At 52.1% G+C, this 25,356-nt stretch carries 18 protein-coding genes; 7 read left to right on the top strand and 11 right to left on the bottom strand.

Going from position 1 to position 25,356, the window contains the following annotated elements:
- Window positions 1-410: 410 nt before the first annotated feature.
- Both AB1L42_RS00925 and AB1L42_RS00920 read right to left on the bottom strand, forming a co-directional pair.
- Entirely contained in the window at window positions 411-1,517 is a 1,107-nt protein-coding gene (locus AB1L42_RS00925) for a fatty acid desaturase (protein WP_367050199.1), read from the bottom strand.
- A gap of 231 nt (window positions 1,518-1,748) precedes the next feature.
- On the bottom strand, window positions 1,749-3,167 hold the full coding sequence (locus tag AB1L42_RS00920; protein WP_367050197.1) for a sodium:solute symporter family protein: 1,419 nt from the start codon (window positions 3,165-3,167) through the stop codon (window positions 1,749-1,751).
- A 23-nt stretch (window positions 3,168-3,190) separates the two neighbouring features.
- Between AB1L42_RS00920 and AB1L42_RS00915 the strand changes: the two genes are divergently transcribed.
- A complete protein-coding gene (locus AB1L42_RS00915; RefSeq protein WP_367050195.1) occupies window positions 3,191-3,349 on the top strand; it encodes a hypothetical protein in 159 nt (52 codons plus the stop codon).
- Window positions 3,350-3,413: 64 nt separating this feature from the next.
- Here AB1L42_RS00915 and AB1L42_RS00910 read toward each other — a convergent pair whose 3' ends face one another.
- Together AB1L42_RS00910 and AB1L42_RS00905 are read right to left on the bottom strand one after the other, a co-directional pair.
- On the bottom strand, window positions 3,414-4,901 hold the full coding sequence (locus AB1L42_RS00910; RefSeq protein WP_367050193.1) for a sulfatase: 1,488 nt from the start codon (window positions 4,899-4,901) through the stop codon (window positions 3,414-3,416).
- On the bottom strand, window positions 4,901-5,602 hold the full coding sequence (locus AB1L42_RS00905) for a hypothetical protein (RefSeq protein WP_367050191.1): 702 nt from the start codon (window positions 5,600-5,602) through the stop codon (window positions 4,901-4,903). The genes AB1L42_RS00910 and AB1L42_RS00905 overlap by 1 nt, the downstream gene beginning before the upstream one ends.
- 411 nt (window positions 5,603-6,013) lie before the next feature.
- Here AB1L42_RS00905 and AB1L42_RS00900 point away from each other — a divergent pair, with 411 nt between their 5' ends.
- The 3 genes from AB1L42_RS00900 (at window position 6,014) to mdoH (ending at window position 10,070) form a co-directional block, all read left to right on the top strand.
- Window positions 6,014-7,603 carry a glucan biosynthesis protein gene (locus AB1L42_RS00900; protein ID WP_367050189.1) on the top strand — a complete coding sequence of 530 codons (1,590 nt, stop codon included), beginning with the start codon at window positions 6,014-6,016 and terminating at the stop codon, window positions 7,601-7,603.
- Window positions 7,604-7,722: 119 nt separating this feature from the next.
- Window positions 7,723-7,917 carry a hypothetical protein gene (locus AB1L42_RS00895; protein ID WP_367050186.1) on the top strand — a complete coding sequence of 65 codons (195 nt, stop codon included), beginning with the start codon at window positions 7,723-7,725 and terminating at the stop codon, window positions 7,915-7,917.
- Window positions 7,918-8,018: 101 nt separating this feature from the next.
- Window positions 8,019-10,070, top strand: coding sequence for a glucans biosynthesis glucosyltransferase MdoH (mdoH, locus tag AB1L42_RS00890; RefSeq protein WP_367050183.1), 2,052 nt, complete (start codon window positions 8,019-8,021; stop codon window positions 10,068-10,070).
- Window positions 10,071-10,452: 382 nt separating this feature from the next.
- Here mdoH and AB1L42_RS00885 read toward each other — a convergent pair whose 3' ends face one another.
- Together AB1L42_RS00885 and AB1L42_RS00880 are read right to left on the bottom strand one after the other, a co-directional pair.
- Window positions 10,453-11,154 (bottom strand): helix-turn-helix transcriptional regulator, encoded by a 702-nt coding sequence (locus tag AB1L42_RS00885; protein WP_367050180.1) that lies wholly within the window; start codon window positions 11,152-11,154, stop codon window positions 10,453-10,455.
- A 347-nt stretch (window positions 11,155-11,501) separates the two neighbouring features.
- The gene (locus AB1L42_RS00880) at window positions 11,502-12,470 is read right to left on the bottom strand and encodes a PepSY domain-containing protein (RefSeq protein ID WP_367050177.1); all 969 of its coding nucleotides are present in this window, start codon (window positions 12,468-12,470) and stop codon (window positions 11,502-11,504) included.
- Between the two features lie 327 nt (window positions 12,471-12,797).
- On the opposite strand from AB1L42_RS00880, the gene AB1L42_RS00875 reads away from it, so the two are divergent.
- The 3 genes from AB1L42_RS00875 (at window position 12,798) to mobB (ending at window position 19,827) form a co-directional block, all read left to right on the top strand.
- On the top strand, window positions 12,798-14,750 hold the full coding sequence (locus AB1L42_RS00875) for a sulfatase-like hydrolase/transferase (RefSeq protein WP_367050175.1): 1,953 nt from the start codon (window positions 12,798-12,800) through the stop codon (window positions 14,748-14,750).
- A gap of 381 nt (window positions 14,751-15,131) precedes the next feature.
- The gene (locus AB1L42_RS00870; RefSeq protein ID WP_367050173.1) at window positions 15,132-19,235 is read left to right on the top strand and encodes a mechanosensitive ion channel domain-containing protein; all 4,104 of its coding nucleotides are present in this window, start codon (window positions 15,132-15,134) and stop codon (window positions 19,233-19,235) included.
- Between the two features lie 88 nt (window positions 19,236-19,323).
- Entirely contained in the window at window positions 19,324-19,827 is a 504-nt protein-coding gene (gene mobB / locus AB1L42_RS00865; RefSeq protein WP_367050171.1) for a molybdopterin-guanine dinucleotide biosynthesis protein B, read from the top strand.
- Window positions 19,828-19,836: 9 nt separating this feature from the next.
- On the opposite strand, the gene AB1L42_RS00860 is transcribed toward mobB, so the two are convergent.
- The 5 genes from AB1L42_RS00860 to AB1L42_RS00840 form a co-directional block, all read right to left on the bottom strand.
- Window positions 19,837-21,051: a hypothetical protein gene (locus AB1L42_RS00860; protein ID WP_367050168.1), complete on the bottom strand. Its 1,215-nt coding sequence runs from the start codon at window positions 21,049-21,051 to the stop codon at window positions 19,837-19,839.
- Window positions 21,003-21,707, bottom strand: a complete 705-nt coding sequence (locus tag AB1L42_RS00855) for a glutaredoxin (RefSeq protein ID WP_367050165.1) — start codon at window positions 21,705-21,707, stop codon at window positions 21,003-21,005. The genes AB1L42_RS00860 and AB1L42_RS00855 overlap by 49 nt, the downstream gene beginning before the upstream one ends.
- On the bottom strand, window positions 21,695-21,913 hold the full coding sequence (locus AB1L42_RS00850; RefSeq protein WP_367050162.1) for a hypothetical protein: 219 nt from the start codon (window positions 21,911-21,913) through the stop codon (window positions 21,695-21,697). Before AB1L42_RS00850 ends, AB1L42_RS00855 begins: the two co-directional genes overlap by 13 nt.
- Window positions 21,914-21,993: 80 nt before the next feature.
- The gene (locus AB1L42_RS00845; protein ID WP_367050159.1) at window positions 21,994-23,742 is read right to left on the bottom strand and encodes a SulP family inorganic anion transporter; all 1,749 of its coding nucleotides are present in this window, start codon (window positions 23,740-23,742) and stop codon (window positions 21,994-21,996) included.
- Between the two features lie 940 nt (window positions 23,743-24,682).
- The gene (locus AB1L42_RS00840; RefSeq protein WP_367050157.1) at window positions 24,683-25,234 is read right to left on the bottom strand and encodes a PEP-CTERM sorting domain-containing protein; all 552 of its coding nucleotides are present in this window, start codon (window positions 25,232-25,234) and stop codon (window positions 24,683-24,685) included.
- Between the last annotated feature and the right edge of the window lie 122 nt (window positions 25,235-25,356).

Genomic DNA, 25,356 nt, shown 5'->3' with positions numbered 1-25,356 from the left:
ATAAGGGCGAGACTGTCACGAAGCGTGATTAATCTCTCTTCGCTTGAGCTCGTTGCTCTTTCCAGTGCACTCGCTTGAGCGGCCTCACTCATTCAAAAGCTGAGTTTGCTCGTGCGAGTCAGTGCAAACCGGATCAGAAAATGCTCGAAAGCATCAAGCTCTTGCTGGTGCACTTGACTGAATTGTTCGGAATGGTAGTCACCTTGTTGTTTGCTCGTGCGAACTCACGATGACCATTTCGAAGAATGCACTCACGGAAGCGATAATGAGCCCATTGTGGCGGTAGAGGGGCAAATGTCAAATGCCTCTTTGAGAGGTGCGACACTCGAACGCGCAGAAGTGTGAAACATTCAAAGTGTCGGTAGATCGAACATGTTCTTCATCGCGAATGAACAAAGATGTGTGATGATTCAGAGTGATGAGTCGTTCGATTCGTTGACTGCGACCAGTTCGCGATGAGAGGGTTCCGGGGCGGAAGTCGGTTCGGGCGACGTGTAGTTGCCTCGGAAATCCATCCATCGTTTCGCCTGGAAATCATACAGCTTGCAGCGTTTGACTAGATCGAGATGTGCCCACGGGGACCATCGAAACACGATGATCTTCCCTTCTTCGCTTTCTTCGAGAACCTGCTGTGCTTCCTTCAGGTGATACAAAGGAATTGAGGGGCGCGCGTGATGAGCGTTGTGTTCCATAATCCAGTGGAAGATCGGATTGATCGGCCCCGGAAAGATGACATGCACAGCCGACTCTGCTTGCGATGACTCTCGTTTCCATTCTGATTGATCGTTGTACCAAACGAGTTCAGGGTGTGTGTGATGCAGGTAGATGACCAGCGACATCATCGTATTCCACACAGCGAACGGGATCACCGCTCCGAACAGCAGAGCATTCCACATCGAATGTGATTCGTGAAACCATCCCGACAGACCGCCGACGACTAAGAACGCCAGATAGGAGAGTCCGCAAATCGAAACAAAAGCGATGTCGAGCAGGTAAACGGTCTTGTATGTTCCTCGCACTTCTTTCCGCGACGGAAACATGATCTTCTTGATCCAGAACTCGATGAAGTAATAAACGAAGATCCCTGCCCAGCTACGGTAAAGCCGATACAGAAATCGATTCGGTTTCGAGAGTGATTCATATTCCGCCAGCGACAACGGAGTCCACACGTAGTCGCGTGGGCTGAGATTCGTCCAGCGGTGATGAGTGTGGTTGTGGACCAGAATCCACAGGCTGAAAGGGTGCAATGCCGGGAGAGTCGACAGCCTTCCCAAAAAATTGTTGAGCCAGCGATGGGGCGTCAAAGACTGGTGACCGGCATCGTGTCCCACCACAAAGAGAAGCGAGATCATGAGTCCAGCGATCAGGGACGAGAGAAGTTGCCCGACAGGATGTGAAGCCGTCAAAGCATAAGCAAGTGCAGCGACGAGCACGACTGCGTCCAGCAGAAAGAACGCGATTCCACCGATAGCGGATCGCCGACTGAATGCGACTGTCTCTTTGTGTGTGAACGGCATCGTTTCAAAAGGTCAACGGAACACTTCGTTTGTGTTCTCGATCACATGCATCACTTGGCAACGAATTGAAGAAACCAGAGAGAACGGATTGTCAGTTTACGCATCTGATCACTGAGAACAATCCGAGAGTTGGGATTCCGGGCGAACAAAGAGACTTCTAGATCTGTCGATGTCGGATTTTCTGGACAATCCGTCAAATGAAGCAGACGTCTCGGCTCAAAGAGCTCGTTGTCAGGTGCTGGAGAAACTTTGATTCTTCGCGAGTCGTTGTCCCAGTACATAGCCAACCAAGCTCGAGAATGTTCCGGTCAGCTCGGTCGGAATCATTGTCGGTAGAGAATCGGGGGGCCAAGGATAGCCACGATGGATCAGCCAGATTCCTGTGCCCAGCCCGACAGAGAGTAAACCTGTCAGTTCTCCTTTCGGCCGTCCAAAGAGTCCCATCGTGAAGGGAACGAAGAGCCCGACGAGTGCGATTTCGAAAGCAACATCTAATAAGTCGAGAATCTCTTGCCCGAAGAAGGCAAACGGGAGGCTGACAGCAGTCACAGCGACGACTGACCATCGGTCGATGGCAAGCTTGGATGACTTCCACCAATTGAGTCTCCCGAGAAGATTGTGCGCGAGCAGCGCAGAGGGAGACAGCAATGCACTCGTGCAAGTGGATACGAGAATCGAGATGAGCGAAACGACAAACAGACAAGTCATCGGTGTGGACAGCAATGCATCCGAGAGCGCGAACAAAATTCCACCACCATCATGATCTGGAAGCAGAATGCGTGAGCCGAGTCCGATCCAGACTGGTAGCAAACCGAAAAAGAGATAGATCACCCCAGCCAAAACGCAAGCTTGTTGTGCAGTGCGGGCACTGTTCGACGCGAAGACACGTTGCATTAAGTCCTGGCCAGGTAGGTTGCCGAGGACTCCATTCATCCAGGTGCCAACCCAGAAAGCCATGGCGATAACCCCCGCTTCCGGGAGGAGTGTTCGATGCTCTCGAGGAGTGACTTCCCAAGCATGGCGAAAACCATCAGCGACGGACCCATCGCCGAACTGCGACATCAACACCGCGAAAAGCACGATCAGGCTGATGAGCACGAGGATGATTTGCAGCGTGTCCGTTAACGTGACGGACCACATACCTCCGCTCATTGTCAGGAAAAGCACGAAGGCTGCTGCCACGAAAATTCCGGTCGATGCTGAGATCGGAAAGTAGTGATTGAGGAGCGTTCCGAGTGCGATGTACTGAGCAGCAATCCAAGGAACGTAACCGGCAGCTTGGACAAGACTCGAAATGAATTCTGTTTTCGGTCCGTAGGCTTGAGCGAACAGGTCACCGGTCGTCAGAAGCTTTCGGTTCCAAAGTGGTTTCGCAAAGAAAACACCAGCAACGATCAGCGAGACACCCGAAGCAAACGGATCGAGGATTGTGCCTCGCATCCCTTCATCTCGGGCAGCGTCACTCGCACCCAGAACAGTAGCAGCGCCAAACCATGTGGCGAGCAATGTTCCCCAAGCCAGCCAAAGCGGCAATCGTCGACCAGCGACGAGATAGTCTTCCTCAGTATTCACTCTGCTTTGAGCATAGCGGCCCAAAGCGATCATGATGATCAAATAAACAAGCAGCGAACAGCCGACCCAAAGTTCCATGAGTGATCCAGAAAGACCTGAGCATGACGAGGAGAATGAAGCAGGCCGAAGCGTGGCGAACGGCGGATTATGGCGACGGAATTCGTCCGCCGCTAGTCTTCTTTCTCCTCCGTTTGGCAGCTATCTCACTGGGCAATGAAACCGCCAAATGGATCGAACGAGTTCTTCTGATTGTTTATTGATCGCTTCACGTGCTAGACCGGTCGGCAGCGCTCCGATCCTCGTCGGACTCCCTTGCCCGACTGCCTATTCATCACCGGTTGGTCGAGAATCTTCTTCTCGAAAGATGTCAAACTCAGGTGCTGGGCAGCGTCCTTTTGCTTGGTCATAAACGAGGCGAAGCGAAGCCTTGCTTTCCGGGATCAAGCCGTGATCTCGTGTTGTTGCCCGCCACTCTCTCAGAAGTTGGCGATGACTCTCCAGTGTCGACTGAAAGTCAGGATTGGCTGCGAGATTATTGATCTGATGCGGATCGGCAATCACATCATAGAGCTCTTCGGCAGGGCGACTTCCAGCATCGTGATAGCTGGCTTGAAGCGGAGAAAGTTCTCCAGCTTCGAAGAGAGTTCTCAATTCAACGATCGTCGGAAACCGGTCTCGGTATTGCGACTGGTAGAGCGGACGGTCGTTCGTCTCGTTGTCGATATAACGAAACTGATTCGTTCGAACCGCACGAATTCTGTCGACGGCAATTCCGCATCGGTCTCTTGCTGAAATGACGTACTTGCGAGGCTGTTGACTGGCGGAAAGCAGGTCGTGTCCTTCCATGTATCCCGGAATGTCGAATCCCGCCAAAGCCAGAGTTGTCGTCGAGATATCAATTCCACTGACAAGATCCGTCCGAACTGCTGGTTGCGAAGCAGTGGAAGAAAACCTTTCAGGGATGCGGATGATCAGCGGAACTCTCGTTCCTTCTTCGTAGAGGAACTGCTTCGATCTTGGAAGCGGAGATCCGTGATCGGTGAAAAAGAAGACAATCGTCGTTTCCCACAGGTCATATTCCTTCAGCGCGTCAATGATCGCTCCGACCTGTTGATCGGTGTAGGCGATTTGCTCGTAATGACGAGCGATTGCATTCCGAAAGATTTTGTTGTCTGGATACTGAGGAGGGACAGATACCTCGTCTTCGGCGATCCGACTCGAAGAGGGAAATTTGCTTCCGGTCTCCCCTCCCCACTTTCCCCCAGCGAGCTGAATCTGCCCGAAGAATCGCTTGCCCCGCAATTGAGCAAGCCAGGACAGATCACTGCCTGGCAGGTGGCTCTTAAATCCCGGACGTTCAAACTCTGGTGAATACATTTGCTCACGCGGTCGTGCAAAGTTGTAATCGTCCTTGGCTTCATTGAACGTCAAGTATCCTGCTTCGCGAAAGAGTTCCGGAACGGTCACGACGTTTTCCGGGAGCGGATCTTTGATCATCGTGCGATGTTGATGAAGCCCGAACGTTGTCTGCATTGTTCCGGTGATCAACGCGGAGCGAGTTGTGGAACAGACAGGTGAAGGCATGAACGCGTTTTCGAAGAGAACGCCGGATGAAGCGAGGCGGTCGATGTTGGGAGTTTGTGCAAGCGAGTCGCCGTTGCATCCGAGCCAGTCGCTCATGTCATCGACATAGATCCATAAGACATTTGGACGCTGGCTCACGGATTCCTCTGCGTGAGCACAGTTGCTTACCAGACATGCCACAAGGACGAGTGAAGTGATGATCGCAAGTGATTTCGTCGGCAGACGCATTATTCCGAGTCCTTCGCAGCAGGTGTTTCGACAGCTTGAAGTAGTTCGTTGAGTGGCTGTATTTCTGGTTTGTACGAGAGCGCCAGCATCCAGAAAGTCCGCATGAAAGAAACTCCAACGACGATGAGAATCAGAGAAATGAACCAGGTCTTCGAGAGTGGTTTTCGACTTACAAGCGGAGCATAAACTCCGAAGATTACCAGGCCCAGCCCGAGCAGACTGACGAAGGCGAACATCAACTGAATTGCTCGACTTCCTGAGAAAGACACAGCATCCGGATTCGCTTGAGACACTTCTTGCTGAATCTTGTGAACGAGCTTTTGAAACTCTTCTCGATGGTTCGATGCCTTCTGTCGATACTTCTTCGATCCCATTCCGATATAGCTGGTCGAGATAATCTCGATCGATCTTCCCCAGCGAGGAATGAGTCGACACGCCTTCATGGTAAACAGTCGCCCGTCTTCCGTTTCTGCTTCTCCCGAATCAAAGACCTGAACCGTTTTGATGTCGCTGAATTCGAGGAAGCGTATCGGTCTTCCATCATGTCGCGAAAGTTGCACGCCGCGCTCGGTCAACTCGATCAGATGCCCTGCTGTGAATAAGTGCTTGCGAAACCGATAACTCATAACGCTCGCTTGAATGATGGTCACATGTTGAATTGTTGACGGGTCAGCTTCCGCTGTAATGGCTTCAAATGGCATAGCAGATATTGGCAACGATTGAAACGTGCCGCCTCGAGTTGCCCGAGGGCGTATGTCCTTCAATCACTCTGAGAAGTGTGCAGAACACGGAGTGATTTCATCCGCTGAAGTTCCAGCTTCCCCCACGATCGATGCAAGTATAGACACGAGTTGAAATGTTGCTTTAGAGCGCACTTTGGCTGTTTTCGGAGCAGTCGAACTTGGCTACCGATCGGCGTTTTCATCTCTTTTTCCTCAGAAACGAAATCGGATTGAACAATTTCCCGGTGAAATGTGTTCAGACGTCACAAGTCACGGAGGTGAAGTCTGATCGATCAATTGGCACGGTTCGTGCGACAGTTGCTAACCCATATCTAACGTCAAGTCTTTCGAGTTCATCGAAAACGTTTCCCAATCAGGAAGTTCACCGAAATGCGAACGTTTTACAGCGTTGCGGCGCTCATCATGTTGATGTCGAGTCACCTCTACGCAGGTTCGGCAATCTGGGGGCAAGAGACATTGAGGGCAGGTTGTATTTGCAGTTTCTCTGATCTCGATCGCTATGCGAGAGCATTATCTCTTCAGAAAGCTCCCGAGAGTCCCGAACTCCCGGATTCAATTTCGAATTTGTCGTATGACGACTACCGAATGATTGCTTTTCGTCCAGAGAGAGCGATCTGGTGGAATCAGTCAAAACCGTACTGGTTCGAATTGTTCCATCGAGGATTTGTGCATCGCAACAAAGTCAACGTCAGTCTGATCCACAATCAGACCGAAACGAAATCACCAAGTGAGGAAGCTGTTCCTTTTGACCCAACTTTCTTTGAGTATCGAGGACCGCTGGCCGGTCGAAACGTCCCTGCCGATACCGGATTCGCGGGCGTGAAAATCGTCGGCCAGTTCCCGAACGCTGACGACGGTCAGGAGATGCTCACGTTTTTAGGAGCGTCTTATTTCCGAGCCCGTACTGCAAATACAGTTTACGGATCTTCAACGCGAGGACTGGCGCTGGATGCTGGGACGGATAAGTCCGAAGAATTTCCCGCCTTTACCGACCTCTGGATTGTCGAGCCCGAACCTGAACAGAAAACGCTAACCGTTCTGGCTTTAATGAATAGCGAATCTGTCGTCGGAGCATACGAGTTCGAACTTCAACCCGGCACGACGAACACGAAGGTCGACGTCCGAGCGCGACTTTATTTTCGAAACACTGATTGCAAGATCGGGATGGCTCCACTGACAAGCATGTGGATGTGGGGAGACGCGATTGAACCACCTCCACTCGACAAGAGACCGTCAGTACACGATGCCGACGGATTAATGATTGATGCTGGTGACGCTGGAACAATCTGGCGATCTCTCTGCCGTCAGAGTTATCCCTCACTCTCGAAATTCGAGGTAGCGGAACTGCACGGGTTCGGCCTCATTCAACGTGAGCGACGATACAGCCGTTATCTCGATGACGAAGCTCAATATCACCGACGTCCTGACGTTTGGGTGAAGCCTAAGAGTCCGTGGCTCAACGGAACTGTGGAATTGCTCGAACTGCCCGCACCACATGAAGGGCATGACAACATCGCCGCCTTCTGGGTCCCTGGCGATCAAATCAAAGTCGGTGAACCTGTGGATCTGGAATATGAAGTTCAGTTTCGCTCTGTGAAACCAAGATCGAGCGAATTCTTGGCACGGGTTGTGCGACATTCTTTATCACGAAATGAAGATGGGACGATCGACGTACAACTTCACTTTCGTGGATCAGCGATTAAAGAGCTTTCGGAGCAGACTCCGGTGTCACTCGACCTACTCACCGTTCGCGGCGAGGTTGTTGAGCAACAAAGTTGTAAGACAAAGACCGGCTGGCGAGTGGACCTGAAAATCGACCCGATTGAAGTCACAGCCCCGGTTGAAATTCAGGTCACTCTGAAAGACTCGAATCGGCGGCTCTCCGAAACCTGGTCCGGTTTGTGCTCTCATCAAGTTCCGAAGTATCAATTTCCGCAGGTCTATACACGAATCGACTAATTCGACTTAACAAGTTTCTGAGTTCCAGTAACTTGCGGGTGAAACACTAAGCAATCTTCACTGGCGCCTCGCAAAGCCAATTACCTTCGTTTCACAATGATCACATCAAGGAGATGGTCATGAATAGTTACAGCTCAACTAAGAAGTTCCCAGAAAACGCAACTCAGGTCATTGCCGAACGTCACGCAGTGCCGCCTGAAGTGCCATTGCAATTGGGCAATCCAATGCAACTTGAATCAGTCCGTATGTTCTCAACGGACTTCTGGGCAGGCGTTCTCACGACGCTCACCGTCTCAGGTCTGTGGAGAGGCTAACAGTCCTTCCGCAGAACTTCGGACAACTGTGGTGAGTTGATCCGTTCAGAAGTTGCCTTATCAGACGCTCTAATTTCTCGAAGGCATCTCGATCGACGTCGATGAATCGGACCCGTGTGCGCGGCGAAGGTGCGCAGTATCTCATGCTGAGTGGTGACAAGATGGTCAATGTAAAGCAAACACTTCCGACTCGACCTCATTGGGGTACTCGCACTGTGCGAGTTCTCCTCGCGGTGCTGTCGATTCTTACAACGTCATGGTTATCTCTGGAGTATTTGACGTTCGTCTTTCACGGCGAATTAAACATTCTGGAGGCAGTCAGCGTTGGTCTTTTTTCCATTCTCAGCCTGTGGATCAGCTTCGCATTCTGGGTCGCGACGATTGGCTTCTTGACTCTCGTTGCTCAGAAAATGTTCCGGATTCGTCATCGAAGTGAAAAGCGACCCACATCTGGTGAAACGTTGCAGACACGCAATGCTATTCTGATCCCAGTCTACAACGAATCACCCGCGATGGTTTTTGCGTCAATTCGCGCCATGGTTGAAAGCCTGGTCAGCACGGGGCAGCACAAGCACTTCGACTTCTTCGTGTTGAGCGACACTCAGAAGTCGGAAATATGGCTTCAGGAAGAACGTGTGTGGGCTGAGACGGTGAAGCTGATTCCGGATGGAATGTCACTGTTCTATCGCCGTCGAATAAAAAACGTGTCGCGGAAGGCGGGTAATCTCGCCGAATTCTGCCGTCGCTGGGGCGGCGGATATGAGCACATGATTGTGCTCGACGCAGACAGCGTAATGGAGGGAAAGACGTTGGTGGAAATGGTCCACCGCATGGAGACCGATTCGCACTTAGGGATTCTGCAAGTTCCACCGAAGCCTGTACAGCGAACGAGTCTCTTCGCGAGGCTGCAACAATTCGCAGCGACGATTTATGGAGCGGTCTTCCTGAAGGGTTATGAAACCTGGACTCAATCAGAAGGGAACTATTTCGGACACAATGCGATCATTCGAATCGCAGCTTTCTCTGAGCACTGCATGCTGCCTGTTCTGCCGGGGAAAGCTCCTCTCGGCGGAGAGATTCTAAGTCATGACTTCGTCGAAGCGGGTTTGATGTTGAAGGCGGGGTTCAAGGTTGAAACTGCGGATTTGGGCGGAAGCTACGAAGAGTGTCCGACTACAGTCGATGATTACGTCATTCGTGATCAGCGGTGGTGCCAAGGAAACCTACAACACGCACGTCTGTTAATGTGCTCGGGGTTTGAACGTCCCACGCGTATGCACTTTGCGACCGGCGTGTTCTCTTACCTCTCTGCAGGTCTCTGGATCCTGTTCATGTCAACGAGCTTCCTGGGGGCATATTTCGATTCAGCGAATGCTGGATCAACAGGGAGCGTGGCACACCTGTTCCTGACGATGTTTGCGATGCTCCTCGCCCCAAAAGTGTGGAGTTTCGTTTGGAACCTCATCCAGCCAGAACGATTGAAGTCGTTGGGGGGGGCTGGGAAACTCTTCGTCAGTCTTCTGCTGGAAATCCTCGTTTCAATCCTGATCGCGCCGATCTTGGCGATCTATCACACTTCATTTGTCGTGTATGCGATTCTTGGGAAGTCTGTGCAATGGAGCTGTCAGTCGCGAGATGACCGGGATGTGGCATGGAGAGATGCAGCGACGCGATATTGGCCACACACGGCCCTCGGAGTCGTACTCACGCTGATGAGTTTCTCAGCATCTTTGTCGTTCGGTTTGTGGATGCTTCCGTTCACTGCTGGGCTGATGTTGTCGATTCCGCTGATCACCCTGCTCGGCAGCGCTCAGCTGGGAGTCGAAGCGAAGGAGCGCGGATTGTTTCTGATTCCTGAGGAAACCAACCCGCCAGAACTCTTGAAGCAACGAAGTCAGTACAGGAACGAACTCTTGGCGACCATTCGTGAACATGACTTCAGCAACGAACTCTTTTCTGACCCCGATTACATTGATCTACACTTAAAGATCTTGACGGAGACCTGCGGGGAGTCGGAAGAAAACTCGGCGATTGAAGGATTCGACTTTGAGGACTGGCCGACCCTAAGTGAACAGCAACGTTTGGCGATTTTGTCGAATGCCCACGAAATCCGTCGAGCCCGTCAAAAACTGAGCATCAGTCAAGGCGTTTGAACGGTGTGACTTAGTTGCTTTGACGATTTGCAATCTGGGAAGATTGAGTTGGGCAGATCACCCAATCGGGGGGCTGATGGCGGTGACAAGATTCAAGGGGGGGATCTGTCTCCGCGCAATCGGCCCCCGGCTGGCCCACTGCTTGGGAGGCTGATCTTCAGTTGAGTCCGATTGTCTCGGCTCTCGAAAACTTGTGTTTCGATGAGAACGGAATTTTAATCGCTTACAGATTTCAAGTTGCTTGTGGATCTGGCGCTTTCCGGCACATCTGCTGGGGCGGTTTTCGAATCATTCTGAAGACCGACCGCAGGAGGTTAACGCTTTGAGTTCGAAGGTCGGCTAGAATCGGAACCAATCAAATTCGAAAAACGAAGAATTGTCGCTAGTTGCACGCTGGATGGGACTTACGTGGTCTTGGTGCGGTCCCGGACTGAAGGAATTCGGCAACGAGTTCGTAATCGTAGACCGATTGAACTTCGGTTAGCCTGTTGCCACTTAGGTTGAGATCGGAAGACGCGGCAAATTTGAAGACTTCGCCGCTTTCCGGATGCTCGAAGAGAGAAATGGAATGCACGTAAACCTGGCAGTTCGTGCGGTTGTGTAGGATTTGAATCTCTTCCAGGCCAACTTGTTTCACCGTTGAGTGAAGTCGATTGAGTAGCACTTGTGATTCCGCACCGGAGTAATCACCTGCAAACGGGATCGCAACATGAGAGCCGGGAGCCTTCCAGCGGAAATCTGGACCAGCAATCGGATTCTCTCCGACAAAAAAGAAGCTGGAGTCATTCAACAAGACTGATTGCAGGAAGACTGCTGCAAACGATGATGGATGATCAATGAAGTGATCTGCCGTGAGAGTCAAATTGTTGAGATGAGGTTGTTGCTCGGCGAACTGATTGAGAACTTTTGCAAGTTTGTCGAGCAAGTCTCGATTTGCCCGCTTGCGAGAGTATTCAATGTTGTAGACCGTACGGAGACTCACTCCCAGTGCGGCAGCGAGGTCTTTTCTCTTGAGGTCAAGCTCATCCAGGTAGTGGGTGAGATGGCCGGGAATGGTCTGGAATCCTGTTCGCGGTGCCGGCATCTAAAAATCTCCCAAAAGTCCGTCGTCGTGGTGAGATCACCTATGATGAACGGATGACATCAGCCGGGATTCACTTCCCTTCCAACGGCATTGTGCAATCAGTTGACTTCAAACTGGTTGTAAAACCGGTCAAAGGGAAGCATCAGTATTGAAAAACATGCAAGGCGCGTTTCGCAGTATTTCAATTCGACCGAAAAATTCTTTGCCAGTGATTTTTAGCGGTTTGAGGCAAACCGATTGATGAAATCTACTAATTAAAGAGGAATCGATTTCACACGGTGTGTCAATACCGCACACTCAGATCGGTAACTTCACTGGCAGTCTGTGCGCAAACTTCCGGCAGCAGCTTACAGCTTTGTTGTCGCGTAGAAGTCTTGCATGCTGATGTACATGAACGCAGCTGTCGCGATGCTGATTAAAAGCAGGGCCGCTCCGATCCAACGCGTCCGCTTGATCTGCCACCACATCAAGACACCAGAGAGTGCCCACGTGACCATCGCAATTGCCATCGTGTCAACAAACAACGACCACAGGCTTCGTCCATTCCAGTGTGGAGATTGACCGTGCGAAGTGTGCAGTCGCATGAAAAACGCTCGCGGGGTAAATCCGTCGTCACCATTGTAGTGAGTCACATCAACATGGCCGTCCTTCAGGACGTAAGTTACGCGGGCGAGTTCTCCATCGACCGTGGCCAGAAAGTTGAGCTTTGCCCATCCAAATGGTTTTGGGTTTCCGGAAGTGATCCCTGCTTCGTCAAGAAGGGGGCGCACCGAATTCAAAGCTGAAACGTGAGGATCGTTGTCGATCTTGATGAAGCTTTGAAGGTCTTCGATCACCGGAACGGGTGTTTCAGGATTTTCCGGAAATGTGACGAGATGCGATTCCTGGGTGACGGGATCGATGTGAACGACGTGACGTTCTCCGTTGGCGAAAACTTCGAAGAGCAGATCCCCTGTGAACTCTGCTCGTGAGTTCTCTGCGAGGAGGATTTCGGATTGCGGGGTCGCAGCTTGGAGAGTATCGACGACCTGCTGCGCGAATCCTTCCGGAGTCGGAAACTCTTTCATCGGAGTGGTTGCGATGACCTCTTCCGAGAGTGGCTGCATCGCGACTTCTGGAAAGAGCCATTGGTGGTTGTACATTGCGCCCGTGATGCCGTAGAGAAGAACCCACGGCAGGAGCAGCAGTCCCGAGTAGAGATGAATTCGGCGGATCAACTGCATCAACCGAGTTGAAAGGCGTTTTGGTCGACGCGAATTGCCGTTTGTCTGAGTGGTGGTCTCTTCTTCGAAGCTGGCTTGTTCGGGATTTTGCATAATCTGAGTTTCAACTTGGTGAGGAATCTGCGCGCATGTTCGATCGGAATCGTACGGTCAAGTGCATCGGAATATCAAAGCCAGCAGGTTCTGTCGCTGCCGGAGAATTTACACTCGCTGTCGGTGGAGTACGTCGTTTGCGGCCTTTTGCTGGAAAATTCTTCGAGTTTGAAGGCTCGGTCCCAGTATTGTGAAGTTCTGGTCGCAGGTCGATTGTTTCCTCGAAAAAGAACAGTCAGAATCACGACGGTGAACCCATTGGCCACGTTCGATCACATGGATTGAAAGCCAGACACCTCGTCACAGGTCATAGAAAGCGCCGAATCTATGCGTCTCTTTTTGCTGGGATTGATGATCACTGCGTTCGGGAATTCGAACGTAATCGCCGCCGGTGAACGACCGAATATCGTTCTGATTCTCGCTGATGATTTGGGATTTGAGACCGTCGGCTGTTACGGAGGAACTTCCTACGCGACACCGAATCTCGATCGATTGGCCTCGGGCGGGATTCGTTTTGATCGGGCCTATGCCCTTCCCCTTTGCACCAACACGCGGATTCAATTGATGACCGGTCGCTTGAATCTTCGGAACTGGAAGGCCTTCGGAATTCTGGACCCGGAAGCGACGACGATCGGACATCTCTTACAACGAGCTGGCTACAAAACCTGCATGGCTGGCAAGTGGCAACTTACAAGCTACGACCCTCCGGACTATCCCGGAGCAGAGCTTCGACGGAATACCGGCATGCTTCCGAAGGATGCTGGTTTCGATGAATACTCGCTGTGGCACGTCGGGCACACGGAAGACAAAGGTTCGCGGTACGCTGACCCAGTCATTGTTCAGAACGGAGAAGAACTGACCGGAACTTCCGGGAAATATGGTCCGGATATTTGGTCAGACTTCATCGGTGAGTTTATCGAGCAGAATCAGGAGAGACCATTCTTCGTCTACTACTCGATGGCACTTCCGCACAATCCGATGGTTCCCACACCCGATAGCCCGGAATGGAACGACCCGGAGAAGCGTCATGTCGAAGAGACGCGACTGGCGAAAGACATGATCGAGTACACCGACAAAATGGTCGGAAAACTTGTTGCGACACTCGATGCTCTTCAGCTCCGCGACAACACGTTGGTCCTCTTTTACAGCGACAACGGCACAAACGTACGAGTCGCATCCCGAATGGGAGACCGAATTGTTCGAGGCGAAAAAGGCAAGGCGACCGAGTTAGGAATTCGCGTGCCAGCAATTGCGAATTGGCCAGGTACGATTCAAGGCGGAGTTGTCTCCAAAGATCTGGTCGACTCCGTTGATCTGCTCCCGACGCTTCTCGACGTTGCAGGGGCCGGCGAACTGATTCCAGAGAACGTCGACGGCATGAGCTTCGCCAATGTTCTCACTCAGGAAGAGTCGGGCAGTCGCGAGTGGGTCTACATTCATCAAGACCCGCGTCCGGGATGGGACAAAGATCGCTTCGAACTGATTCGAGTTGCGATCGGCGAACGCTTTAAGCTGTACGAAGATGGTCGACTGATCGATCTCGCAAGCGATGTCTTTGAAGAAAACCCGCTCTTCGTCGCTGACGATTCTCCGAAAGAGCGTGAAGCCCGCATCGCATTGCAGAAAGTTCTCGACTCGATGCGACCCTACCCCATTTTTGATCCCAGTCGCGTGCCTCGTTCGGACCCGTCACAGGTTTTTGAACGCTATCAGTTTCAGGATCAGGGCGGAGTCATCGTCGTTGAAGCTGAGATGATTCCGATTCAGCGAGATGAGTCATGGGCGATGGAAATAGCTCTCCCGGCTGCAACAGGAATTGGCTACTTGAGATCGCTCCGTTCACAGTCAGATTCTCCTGAGTCCGGAGTCACGAAAGTGAGCCTGAATGCCAACATCGAAGGCGAGTGGCGAGCGGCGGTCCGTGTCCGAAGCGATCACCCGGAGTCAGGTCACGAAAACTCATTCTGGATGAAAGTCGCTGATGGTCCCTGGATGGTCGGAGTTCTGCCGAAGAACGTCGCTTCGGGAGAATGGGGCTGGGTCGATGAATTCACTGTCATCGACGACCCTACAGAGCGTGTCGATCAGTGGAGGTTCGAAGAGCTTGCGAATGAAATATTGATCGCTCCTCGGTCACCAAATCTGAAGATTGATCGACTGGTCTTCTATCAAGACGATCGAAAGGATCTGGCCAAAAAACTCACTCTGCCGGTTTCTGACTTCCATCCCTGGTCGAGCAAATACCCCGCTCCTGGCGAAGAAGTGGGAACAACCCCTTAGCGGTCTCGCACGAATGCTTCTGAGCAATAGCCTCATTTCCAGGCTTCTAGAGGTGGGGCGGGTCAACTTTGCGTAGACGTATTAGAGTACGTTGATTCTTTGATGAGCACAGCTGAGCCCGCGGGTTGATCGGCGATTCTTGCCGCTTCGAGGTCGGTTTGTGCCGATCTTCTGCCTCACTTCTTGGGGGCTGAGGTGTTGGATAATGGTTAACTATCAGGCTTTGCGGCGGATTCGGTGGCAGGACTTGAGCTTAAGTTCCAATTGATGAAGAAAATCAGTTGAAGTACTTAGGGCCACGCTTCCCGATTCGTATGAGTGCTCTTTTGACCTCGAGAAGCGATTCCCCAATGCTCTACTGACTCAAATCGATGAGATTCCATGTTGTTCCCGTCTCTCCGCAGCAGCTTGTCGCAGATCTTCTTTGCATCAGCCATCGCGTTTACGATTCAATGCTCCGGGCTTGTTGCACAAGACTTTGTGCCGTTCGGCATTGATTCGGCCGCTTCGGAATTCACCGAAACGGACTGGATCTCGCTTCCTGGTTCAAAGTCGGAGGAAGACGCTTCATCCGCACCCCGCCAGCAAACGTTTCCCGCCAATCGGTCCACCAGGTGGTTTTCAGGGACTTCTCAAGCTGGGCAGAACTCCACTGAGCAGGCACAGAGTCCTTCCGATTCGTGGAATGGACAGGAATCACAATCAAGTGGCAACTTCACGTTGATGCGATCGCGCCGACCGGTTCGGACTGAATCGCCAGGAGAGATTGAAAACCCCGCCAACGCGAACAATTCCGTAACTGGCGAACTCAATTGGCAGTCGGGGCAACCGCAGAATTTTTCCGGGAATCAACTGGCCCCGATCGTCCAAGAAGCGACTCCAATTCGTTCCTACACTCCCTCGTTTGAGGCAGGCGGATTCAAGTCTTTGGAGAATCCATCTCAAGAACGTTCCAGTGAAGCTGCGCCATCGAAAGTTCACTTCGACCAGCAGGTGACTCCTGTTGCGGCGGTGAACGACAGCGGAGAAACCGCTACTTCGGACTCCAATCAACCACTGGAGAAACTTGCAGTTCCAGCAGCAAGCACAGATGCCGGATCTGAAGCTCCCGCTGAAGAGGCTCCTGTTCAAACTGCTCAAGCTGAATCTGGTGTCGGAGCTGAAACGGCCAGCGAGTTGACATTGGAGGAAATCGGACGAAAACGATCTGTCGCGGAATCCGCAGAGGTTCCCGAAGATGTCAAACCTGTTGTCCTTTCGCACTACGCGAAGGCCACGGAGTTTCTGAAACTCTCTGAAGATGCCGCCAATAAAGCTGTGGCTTACAAGGCTGAGATCGACGCTGCGACGGCTTCCATCGATGAGCAGAAGGGAAAATTGGGCAAGGAGTTGGCACCGCTTTCCCTCACCGCAGGAGATGCTGACCTCGCCACTCTTGAACAACAACTCATCGTCGAGCAGGAAATGCTCAACACGGCTTCGAAGAGCCTGGAGGACTGGGAGTCTCGCTCCAAGGTTCGTAGCGAACGCCAACCGCAGATGCCTGTCATCATCAACCAGGCTCAGGAGAAAATCGCTAAACTGAAAACGCAAATCGGAGCAGCTCCAATTCCTGGAGAGCATCCTCTCGTCGCCGAAGCTCGTCGAACAGAACAGACGGCCCAACTGAGACTGCTCGAAAAACAGCTCGATCTCTATCACGTCGAACAGCTTCGTTATGAAGCACTGAAGGACTTGTTTCCGCTCCAACGCGACAACCTCGTCCGTGAAAAAAAACACGCGACCAAACGACTGGAAGCTTGGAAGGAGCAGATCTCCACAGCTCGTCGTCTTGAGTCCGAAGCACAAGCCCGTGAAGCTCGACGAAAGTTGCAGGACGCGCATCCTGCACTCCGGACGCTCGCGGAGCGAAACGCCACATTGACCGAAACACGCACGCAATTGCAGGATGAACTGACGTCAATTGCGACCGACCTCGAACAGGTCTCTGAGCAACTCGAATCTGTGGAAACGGATTACGCAACGGCCAAGGAAAAGGTCGACAGAGTTCAGAACGAACTGACGACCGCGATTGGTTTGTATCTTACTAATCAGCGCGATCACCTTCCCAATGTCGATCGATTTCTTGCGATGAGAAAATCAGCCGCTGAACGGGCTGCTCAGTGGCAACAAGAGTTGATGCTTCTCGAAGATGAGCGCGGCCGCTTCGGTGACGTGGTCGAGGTGGCCAGATCTCTCGCAGAGAATCATGAAGAATACGGTTCATCCACCGAGATCGAAGAGATGGCTCTGACGCTCGCTCAGGATCGTCGGAAGTATCTTGGCGACCTGATTGGCGACTATAACTCCGGACTCCGAAATCTGGCCGATCTGGATGTACAGGCTCAGAACCTCGCAAAACTGGTAGAAGAGTTTCGCTCTTACATTGATGAACGGGTCTTATGGATCAAAAGTGCTCCAGTCGCGGAATGGGGAACGTTCGAGCATGCTTTGGAAGGGGCAATCAAGTTTGGCTCTCCATCACAATGGGTAAATGTTGTTACCACGATTGTGAATGCACTCGTGCAACGTCCCGCACTCTCAACGACGATCATTGTTGCGTGTATCCTGCTTGTCCTCTTGCGTTGGCAATCCTTGGGATGGCTTCGAAAGATCACGTCTCGAGCCGACAAGCATGAGCTCTCTCCGATGGTCGCGATGCCAGCGGCACTCGGATTAACAGCTTTGATTTCGATTGCCATTCCTGTCGCCATCTTGCTGACATCGTGGTTAATTCAGACCTTTGCAATTTCGAACGATCAGTTTTCCACAGCCCTGGCGACGTCTCTACTTCGTGCAGCTTTCTATGCTGGGACGATCGAGCTGTTGCGACAACTCACGCGTCGCGGAGGAGTCGGCGACTTCTTCCTCGGTTGGCCCGATGAAGTCACCGCTCGAGTCTATCGCGCGTTGACGACGCTCATGATTCTCACGACGCCACTCGTTTTGATCGATGGTGTTGCGATCCACTTCAATGACGGTCAGTACGTGCAGTCGTTGGGGCGAGTCATGTTCGTTTCCGGAATGATCGTGCTGACGTTTGTTATGTATCAAGTCGGTGCTGCGATCACGTCTTTGCTGTCGACCGGCAACCACAAGCGTTCAAGAATGATCTTCCGACTCGTGAATGCAATCATTCTGTGCGGACCGACAGCATTTTCTGTCCTGTCTCTCATGGGATATCACTACACAGCCAAGAAACTCCTGTTCCGTCTCGAGATGACACTTCTTCTCGCTGCCGGACTTGTGGCTGCGTTCTCGTTTGCCAAAAAATGGGTGACCGCTGCGAACCATCGTTTCGCGTTGGCGAGCCGCTTCCATCGACGACACAATCAGGCGGGCAAGAAGTCGGAAGTTGAAGTCGAGAATGCCAGCCCGGAGTTACATCCTCATCATCTTTCCGAGCAAATCGGTCGATTTGCCAGCGGTCTGGCGATCGTCGTCTTTCTCGTCGGTGCGTGGAACATCTGGATTGAAGTGCTTCCCGCAGTGCAGTCAGTTAGCAACGTCGAGTTGTGGCGAACGACTGCCCAAGTCACTGAAGTTGTGGATATCGGAGAAGGACGTTCGGAAACTCAGCTTGTGACTCGTGCTGTCCCGATCACGATTTCGAAGTTGATCTTCGCAGTGATTTTCCTGGCGATGACGTTCGTTTTCAGTCGTCATTTGCGAGCTGTTCTCGAAGTGCTTGTTTTCCGCACGTTTACGATGGATGACGGAGCAAAGCATGCGGTCACGACGATCGCAGGTTATGCATTAACCCTGGCGGGAGTAGTCACTGCCTGCCAGACGATTGGTGTCGGCTGGTCGAGTGTGCAATGGCTGTTGGCCGCATTGACAGTCGGTTTGGGTTTTGGACTTCAGGAGATTTTCGCGAACCTCGTTTCTGGTCTGATTCTGTTGCTTGAACGACCAGTTCGAGTGGGCGACGTTGTCACGATCGATTCCGTGACCGGAACCGTCTCGAAGATTCATATTCGAGCCACGACGATCGTCGACTTCGATCAGAAAGAATATATCGTTCCCAACAAAGAGTTCATCACTGGGCGGATGCTGAACTGGACGTTGTCAAACAAAACCAACCGCCTTCTGGTTCCCGTTGGCGTTGCCTACGGAACAGACACCGACAAAGCCCGTCAGTTGATGAAGGAAGTCGCAATCGCTCACCCAGTTGTTCTGGACGACCCCGCCCCATCCGTCACCTTTGACAGCTTTGGCGACAGCGCCTTAAATTTAACACTGCGTTGCTATCTACCGGATCTTAAAGATCGATTGGCGACATTGACCGAAATTAATCGAGGGATTGATCTCGCGTTTCGCGCGAATGATATTGAGATTCCATTCCCACAAATGGATCTTCATCTCAACGAAGAGCAGGTCCTCAAAATGCCTATCAATGCAGAAATCGCTGGCCCCCCTGCTCCGCAACTTCGCAAAGCGGGTTAGGATTGGGGAGGAATCATTTGCTCTCGACTTGTTCGAAAATGATGATTACAGGATCGCATTCACGGAATGCGATGATCTGGTGATTGCCATGCGGAAGCTGCACATCATTGGAAGGAAGAACTCCGGGAAAACGACACTCGTTGAGGATCTCGTACGGGTACTCACCGGTCGTGGTCTGAACGTCGGGACGGTGAAACACACACACCACCATCACGAGTTCGATGTCCCGGGGAAGGATTCCTTCCGCCATCGTCAGGCGGGGGCGCGCGTCGTTGGGCTGATCGGACCGGAGATGGCGGCTGTTTATCGTGATCATCAAGACTGCTCGCGCGAACAAGCTCTTGAGTGGATGTCACCTGCATTTAATGAATGTGACTTCGTTCTCATCGAAGGAAATCAACACACCACCGCTGCGAAGATCGAAGTGTGGCGTGAAGCTGTCGGTCAGCCGGCATTAATTACTTCCGATCCGACGATTCATGCTGTCGTCACTGACGACACTTCTCCGCTCGAAGACTGTCGGGTCTGGAAAAGAACTCCAATTGAACAATTGGCGGATCACATAGTGAGTTTTCTCAACTCCGCTGAATGATCAAGTGCTCTAAACTAACCAATCTGGTTTGAAGATCATCAGAACTCCGAGGATGAAGATCAATAGTCCGCTGATCAGCTTCAGCCAGCGGCCTTCTTTCTCTTGAAGCTTTCGCTTGCCGAGAGTGGCGACTGCGATCACAACCATGACGCTGTCGTCAAACATGTAAGCGATATTGTACAGAGCCAGGTAAGCATAGTTCTTCCACGCGGAGTAGCCCTGCATCGTCAGGACGTTCGTGTAAAGCGCTGGAAGCCCAGCTGTACACAGCAGCTCGACAATATTTACGAGCACTGCCAAGACGACCGCACCCGCAAGAGCTGCCCACATTGTCTCGGCTGTGATGATTTTTCTCGCTCTGGCGTAGATGCCAGGCTTTGCCGAATCGGGAATGGAAAGCGAAACACCTTGGCGAAACGCGAAGAAGTCTTTGATGTGAATTGCCCCCACGATCACAGAGAGAATTCCCAGAGTGAGCTGAACTCCTCGCAGGTATCCGATGAGCAGAAAGACATTCAGCCAGGCCGCCATGAATGCGAAGTAGGCCAATCCAGAGATGAGAACGAAAACGCCAGCAATGGCGAACATCTTTGTTCGGCTTTGAAGATTCACGAGAAGCGAAAGGAGGAACAGAAGCACCCACATTGCACATGGATTAAATCCATCTACCAGCCCGATAGCGATTGTGAAGGCAGGCATTCCGATTTCGCGGGCATTGATCAGACCGAAAACGGGCAGGTCCACGGTCTGCTTGTCAGAGGGGCCACTCGTGTCCAGATCATATGGCAACGGTGCATCTTCTCCAGTTCCTTCGATTGAGGGCGCGCCTTCTTGTCCACCCGGCGGTGGAGGCAGTGAATCCCCCGGAACAGGGAGGTCTGAAGGCCCCGAGGATGGCGGAGGAAGTGGAAGATCACCGCCTGGAACGGGAAGTTGTGAGTCGCTGGCGGGAAGTGGGAGTGGAGAATCAGTATCAGGCGGCGGCAAGTCTAGCTCACCATCACTCGCAGTCAGAACGGCGACGAATGAGATCAGCCACCCGCCTGCGTACGCAAGCTGTGCTCGTGGAGTCTTTAGTACGAACTGAAAGACTGTCGAGCCATCGAACGGACGACCGTGAAGAGGAATTTCCTTCGGCGTCGAAGGTGAGTGATCAGAGAGAAGCTGCGAATCGTTTAGTTCGCGTTCACTGTTTCGGCTGAACTTTTTTTTTGACTCGCACAACTGCGTGACCAATAGTCGAGCGTTTGCAGGATCTGCTTTCCGGTCGTCGATTCGCGATCGAACCCAATCGTCAATCCATTGCAGTAGTGAATGACCGGAAGACTAGCGGCCCGTTGTCCGTAGCGTCGCACAATGCCTTGCATTTCCTGATTGGCAGCCTGACTGGTGATCACTTCTTTGTAGACGATCTCAAGCGCGGGATAACGCGAGCCGTATTTGGCGAGGAACGCTTTCGTTGCAGCACAGTGAGGACAGCCGTTTCGGACATATGCGGTCATCCTCAAGATTTCATTGAGCCGAGTTTCGAGTTGATCCGGACTCTGAATGTCTGCAGCGACGTACTTCATCCCATAGACAGCCGGAAGTTTGACATCGGCAAGTCGGAAGTGTTTAGCGATCTCGTCGAGGCGCGTTCTCACGTCCGGAGATTCGTTCAAGTCACGGAAGTGGAGAATCAAACCACCTCGCTGGGCTGCAAACTCGCGCAGCTTCGCCTGAAGTTCCGCAGCTTCGTTCTGTCCGGAGTCGTAGAAGAATTCGATCGAAAAGCATTGTTGTGACGGTTCATCTGCTGCCAGCAGGCCGATCGGAAGAACGCAAAAAAGAACGACACTCCAGAGATGAGAGCGCACAGCGAATGGCGTCAGAGACAGCACAGAAGCTCCTCCTCAAGTGATTTCACGGAAACACGATCGACCCACTCAGCCTGCCATGCTTCGGACGGATAATCAAGGAAGAAGTTCAGAGCGCGGACGCGATTCTGACGTTCGAGGGGCTTCTGCATACTTGCAATGGCAGAATCATCAGACGGACTCTGATCCATCCGATCGTAACGCTCGGCAGAGATTGCGTAGTATCTCATTCGGTTCAATGGGAGGATGACACGTGTTCATACTGAGTCCACGAACGAGCTTCATCGGACTGGAACCACTCGAAGATTGTCTATCCCAACCGATCTGTTGCAACATGATAGTGAGGATCTTCAGAGACGTTGACTTCGACGAACTCGCCTGCACGATCCAGCAGCTGACGACATTCCTCACTCAAGTGAGTCAGGTGAAGACGTTTGCCTGCGTTGTCGTACTTCTCGCTGATAGAGTTGATCGCTTCAAGACCTGACTGGTCGTAGACTCGCGAAAAGTAGAAGTCAATCACGACGTCGTCCGGGTCGTTCTCGAAGTCAAACAGGTCTTTGAATGAGCTGACCGATGCGAAGAAGAGCGGGCCGTGAAGCTGATAGATTTTGCTTCCATACTGATTGAATTTGACGTCGGCAAAAATGTGAGTCGAATGCTTCCAGGCAAAAACCAGTGCCGAAACAACAATCCCGAGGATCACAGCTGTTGCGAGATCATGCATGACGACGGTGTAAGTGGTCACGAGAACCATGACGAGAACGTCGCTCGTCGGCATTTTTTCGAACATCTTAATTGACGCCCACTCGAATGTTCCGATGACGACCATGAACATGACACCCACAAGGGCAGCCATGGAAATCTGTTCGATTAGCGGTCCGAGGAAAAGCACGAAAATTAATAAGGCGACTGCTGCAGTGATTCCGGAAAGACGCCCTCGACCACCGGAGTTGACGTTGATCAGCGACTGACCAATCATCGCACATCCGCCCATTCCACCCATCAGGCCACAAAAGAGATTCGCAGCCCCCTGCCCCAAACACTCTCGGTTTCCCTGCCCTCGTGTCTGGGTGATTTCGTCGATAAGGGAGAGAGTCATCAGCGACTCAATCAGGCCGACGCCGCACAGAACAATTGAATACGGCAGGATGATCCAAAATGTATCGAGGTTGAATGGAACCAACTTGTACTGCAGGAAAAACGGCAACGGGAGTGAACCGCTGATGCCTCGCGCCGAGTTCGGTGAGGCAGCAGCGACAGCCAGTTCGTCAGCAACCGTCTCACCGCTTTCGGTTGCCTCGACTTCATTCACTGCGACGGCAACCTCCTCCGTTGAATCAGCCGCGCCACTTTCTGAGTGATGCGAACCATGTCCGGTGGAATTCTCGGCTGCGGCGAGGTTCGTTCGCAACATGTCTCCCACTGTCGCAATGTAGTGCTGCCCCTCAACATGTTCGATGTTGTGATTAATCCCGAGTGAAAGAAGCGTCACGACAACAATCGCTGCAAGAGAAGCTGGGACGGCACGAGTTAATTTCGGGAGAAGCCAAATAATGGCCATTGTCACAGCGACCAGAACGAGCATTACAGCCAGTCGCGGTCCGCTGAGATAGACCAATTCGCCGGAGCCGGAAAGCGTTTTGAAACTGCCCAGCTGTGCTAATCCAATCACAATTGCCAATCCGTTCACGAACCCCAGTTCCACTGAGTGCGGAACCATTCGAATGAGCTTTCCAAGACCCAGCAGGCCAGCCAGCACCTGTAGCACACCGCACAACATCACTGCCGGAAAGAGGTATTCGATTCCATGTTCGGAAACCAATCCGATGACGACGACAGCCATCGCTCCTGTTGCTCCCGAGATCATCCCCGGACGACCACCGCACACGGCGGCAATCAGGCCAACGAACGCGGCGGAGTAAAGTCCAATGAGTGGGGAAACGCCGAGCAAAAATGCGAAAGCAATCGCTTCGGGAACGAGTGCCAACGCGACTGTAATCCCCGAGAGAAGATCGCTTCGAACTGACTCAGAATTCTGACGAAAGAAATTGAGCATGGTCTTTTCTGTGCGGTATTCAGGCTGCAACGTGCTGAGCTTTGCGCTGAGACAGCAAATTTACGGACGGTAATTGTGCGAACAGTAGTGGTTGTGCGTGACCGATCTTCAGATGGAAGAGGTCAGTGAAAGAGGCTTGACTATGAAATCGCGTCGCGTTCAGAGGGACTGTGAAAGAAACAGTCGCGCGGCAACTTCTGTGATGCGGTGCATCAGTTGGCCGGTCGCGGAAGAGTCAAGGTGGCGTAAACATGGCGGAACAATAACGACCGGCATGACGAGCGGCAACTCAAAAAGAAGCAATCATCTCAGAGACTCGAGTTTCATCGATACGCAGCGTGTGACAATGGTTTTGACGCGATGAAAAGCGTATCAAGTATTGTTACGTGCTGATGCGTTGATGTAATTCGATCAAGAAACAGCCATGCTGTGCTTAAACGTACCGATGAAGGCGTATCCATTTATTCTGTCGCTGGGGTTTGACTTCTCATGTTTTCTGCTTGGGAGATCACAAGGAGGCAAGAGCGCGCAATGTGACAATTCAGCCAGGTTCCGAAGTCGTGTGGTCCCACAGCCCCTTTCGTTCAAGCAATCGGGTGCGATGGCGTGCGAGCCGCATTGGTGCCCGTTGAACCGATGAATGATGTCTGCTTTGCCGAGTTCTGTCGATGTTGGCTGGCTCCCAACTTGGAACCGAATGACCTGGTACTGAAGAATAGCTTGAGTGCTCACCAAAATTGCCTTAAGCCGTCCAGAGACTACCTCCGAAACAACGACGGCATGGGCGATCGGAATGTCCTCGACCACGAACAAGAAGGTGTGCAGTGGCCTCGAAATTGAAAGAATGAAGCGTCACGCGGATACATCGATTCGATGATGCATCCGCGTGATCCTCTATCAGAATCTCGACGGACTGTCACACAACAAGCCACTCAGCGGATTAAGAGTTGGACACTCCCTGACGCCGAGATCGACGAGCGAAGAGTGTTAAAGTTCCGAGGCCGAATAGAGCAAAACTGGTCGGTTCAGGGATCGTAGTAACTTCGACAGACAGTTCTGAAATGAAATCTGGGCCACCGATCGGAGCGGGGGTGAGAGATCCAAAGGAGATGCGGACAACATTCGGTTCAATGATCGGAACAGGGTTCGTTACGAACGCACGTTCATCAATGATGAAATCCAAAAACTCTGGAACTCCGTCCAGGAATTCGAGGCTTGGTTCGTCAGGCAGGTCGATATCGTCTGATTCTGTAAACGTCTGGCCGAAAATCGTAAACTCAATCATCAAACCGGATAAAAAATCAATCTCTTCATCACCGATTCCAGTGAGAAGTGAATCGTCGTACGTGAAAGATCCTGTACCGACTGTGCCTGCAAACGGCGAGGAAGCGTCAACGGTTGCGGTAAACGTCTTCGTCACCATCCCAGCATCGGAAACCGAGGTCGCGGTGGCCATGGCGACCATAACGAGTAGATGCCCAAGTTTTCTCACTGCAAATCTCCCCATAAAATCAAATGAATTCAGCAGCATGCAAAACACCATCGTTTCACACTTCTAAGACTGAAGGGTTCGACATGTTCCCAGCGAGTATCAAGTTGCCCGTTTACGAAAGT

This window comes from Thalassoglobus sp. JC818 (assembly GCF_040717535.1).
Classification (GTDB): domain Bacteria; phylum Planctomycetota; class Planctomycetia; order Planctomycetales; family Planctomycetaceae; genus Thalassoglobus.
The sequence above is the reverse complement of the archived record's forward strand: the minus strand, read 5'-3'. Positions and strand labels throughout refer to the sequence as shown.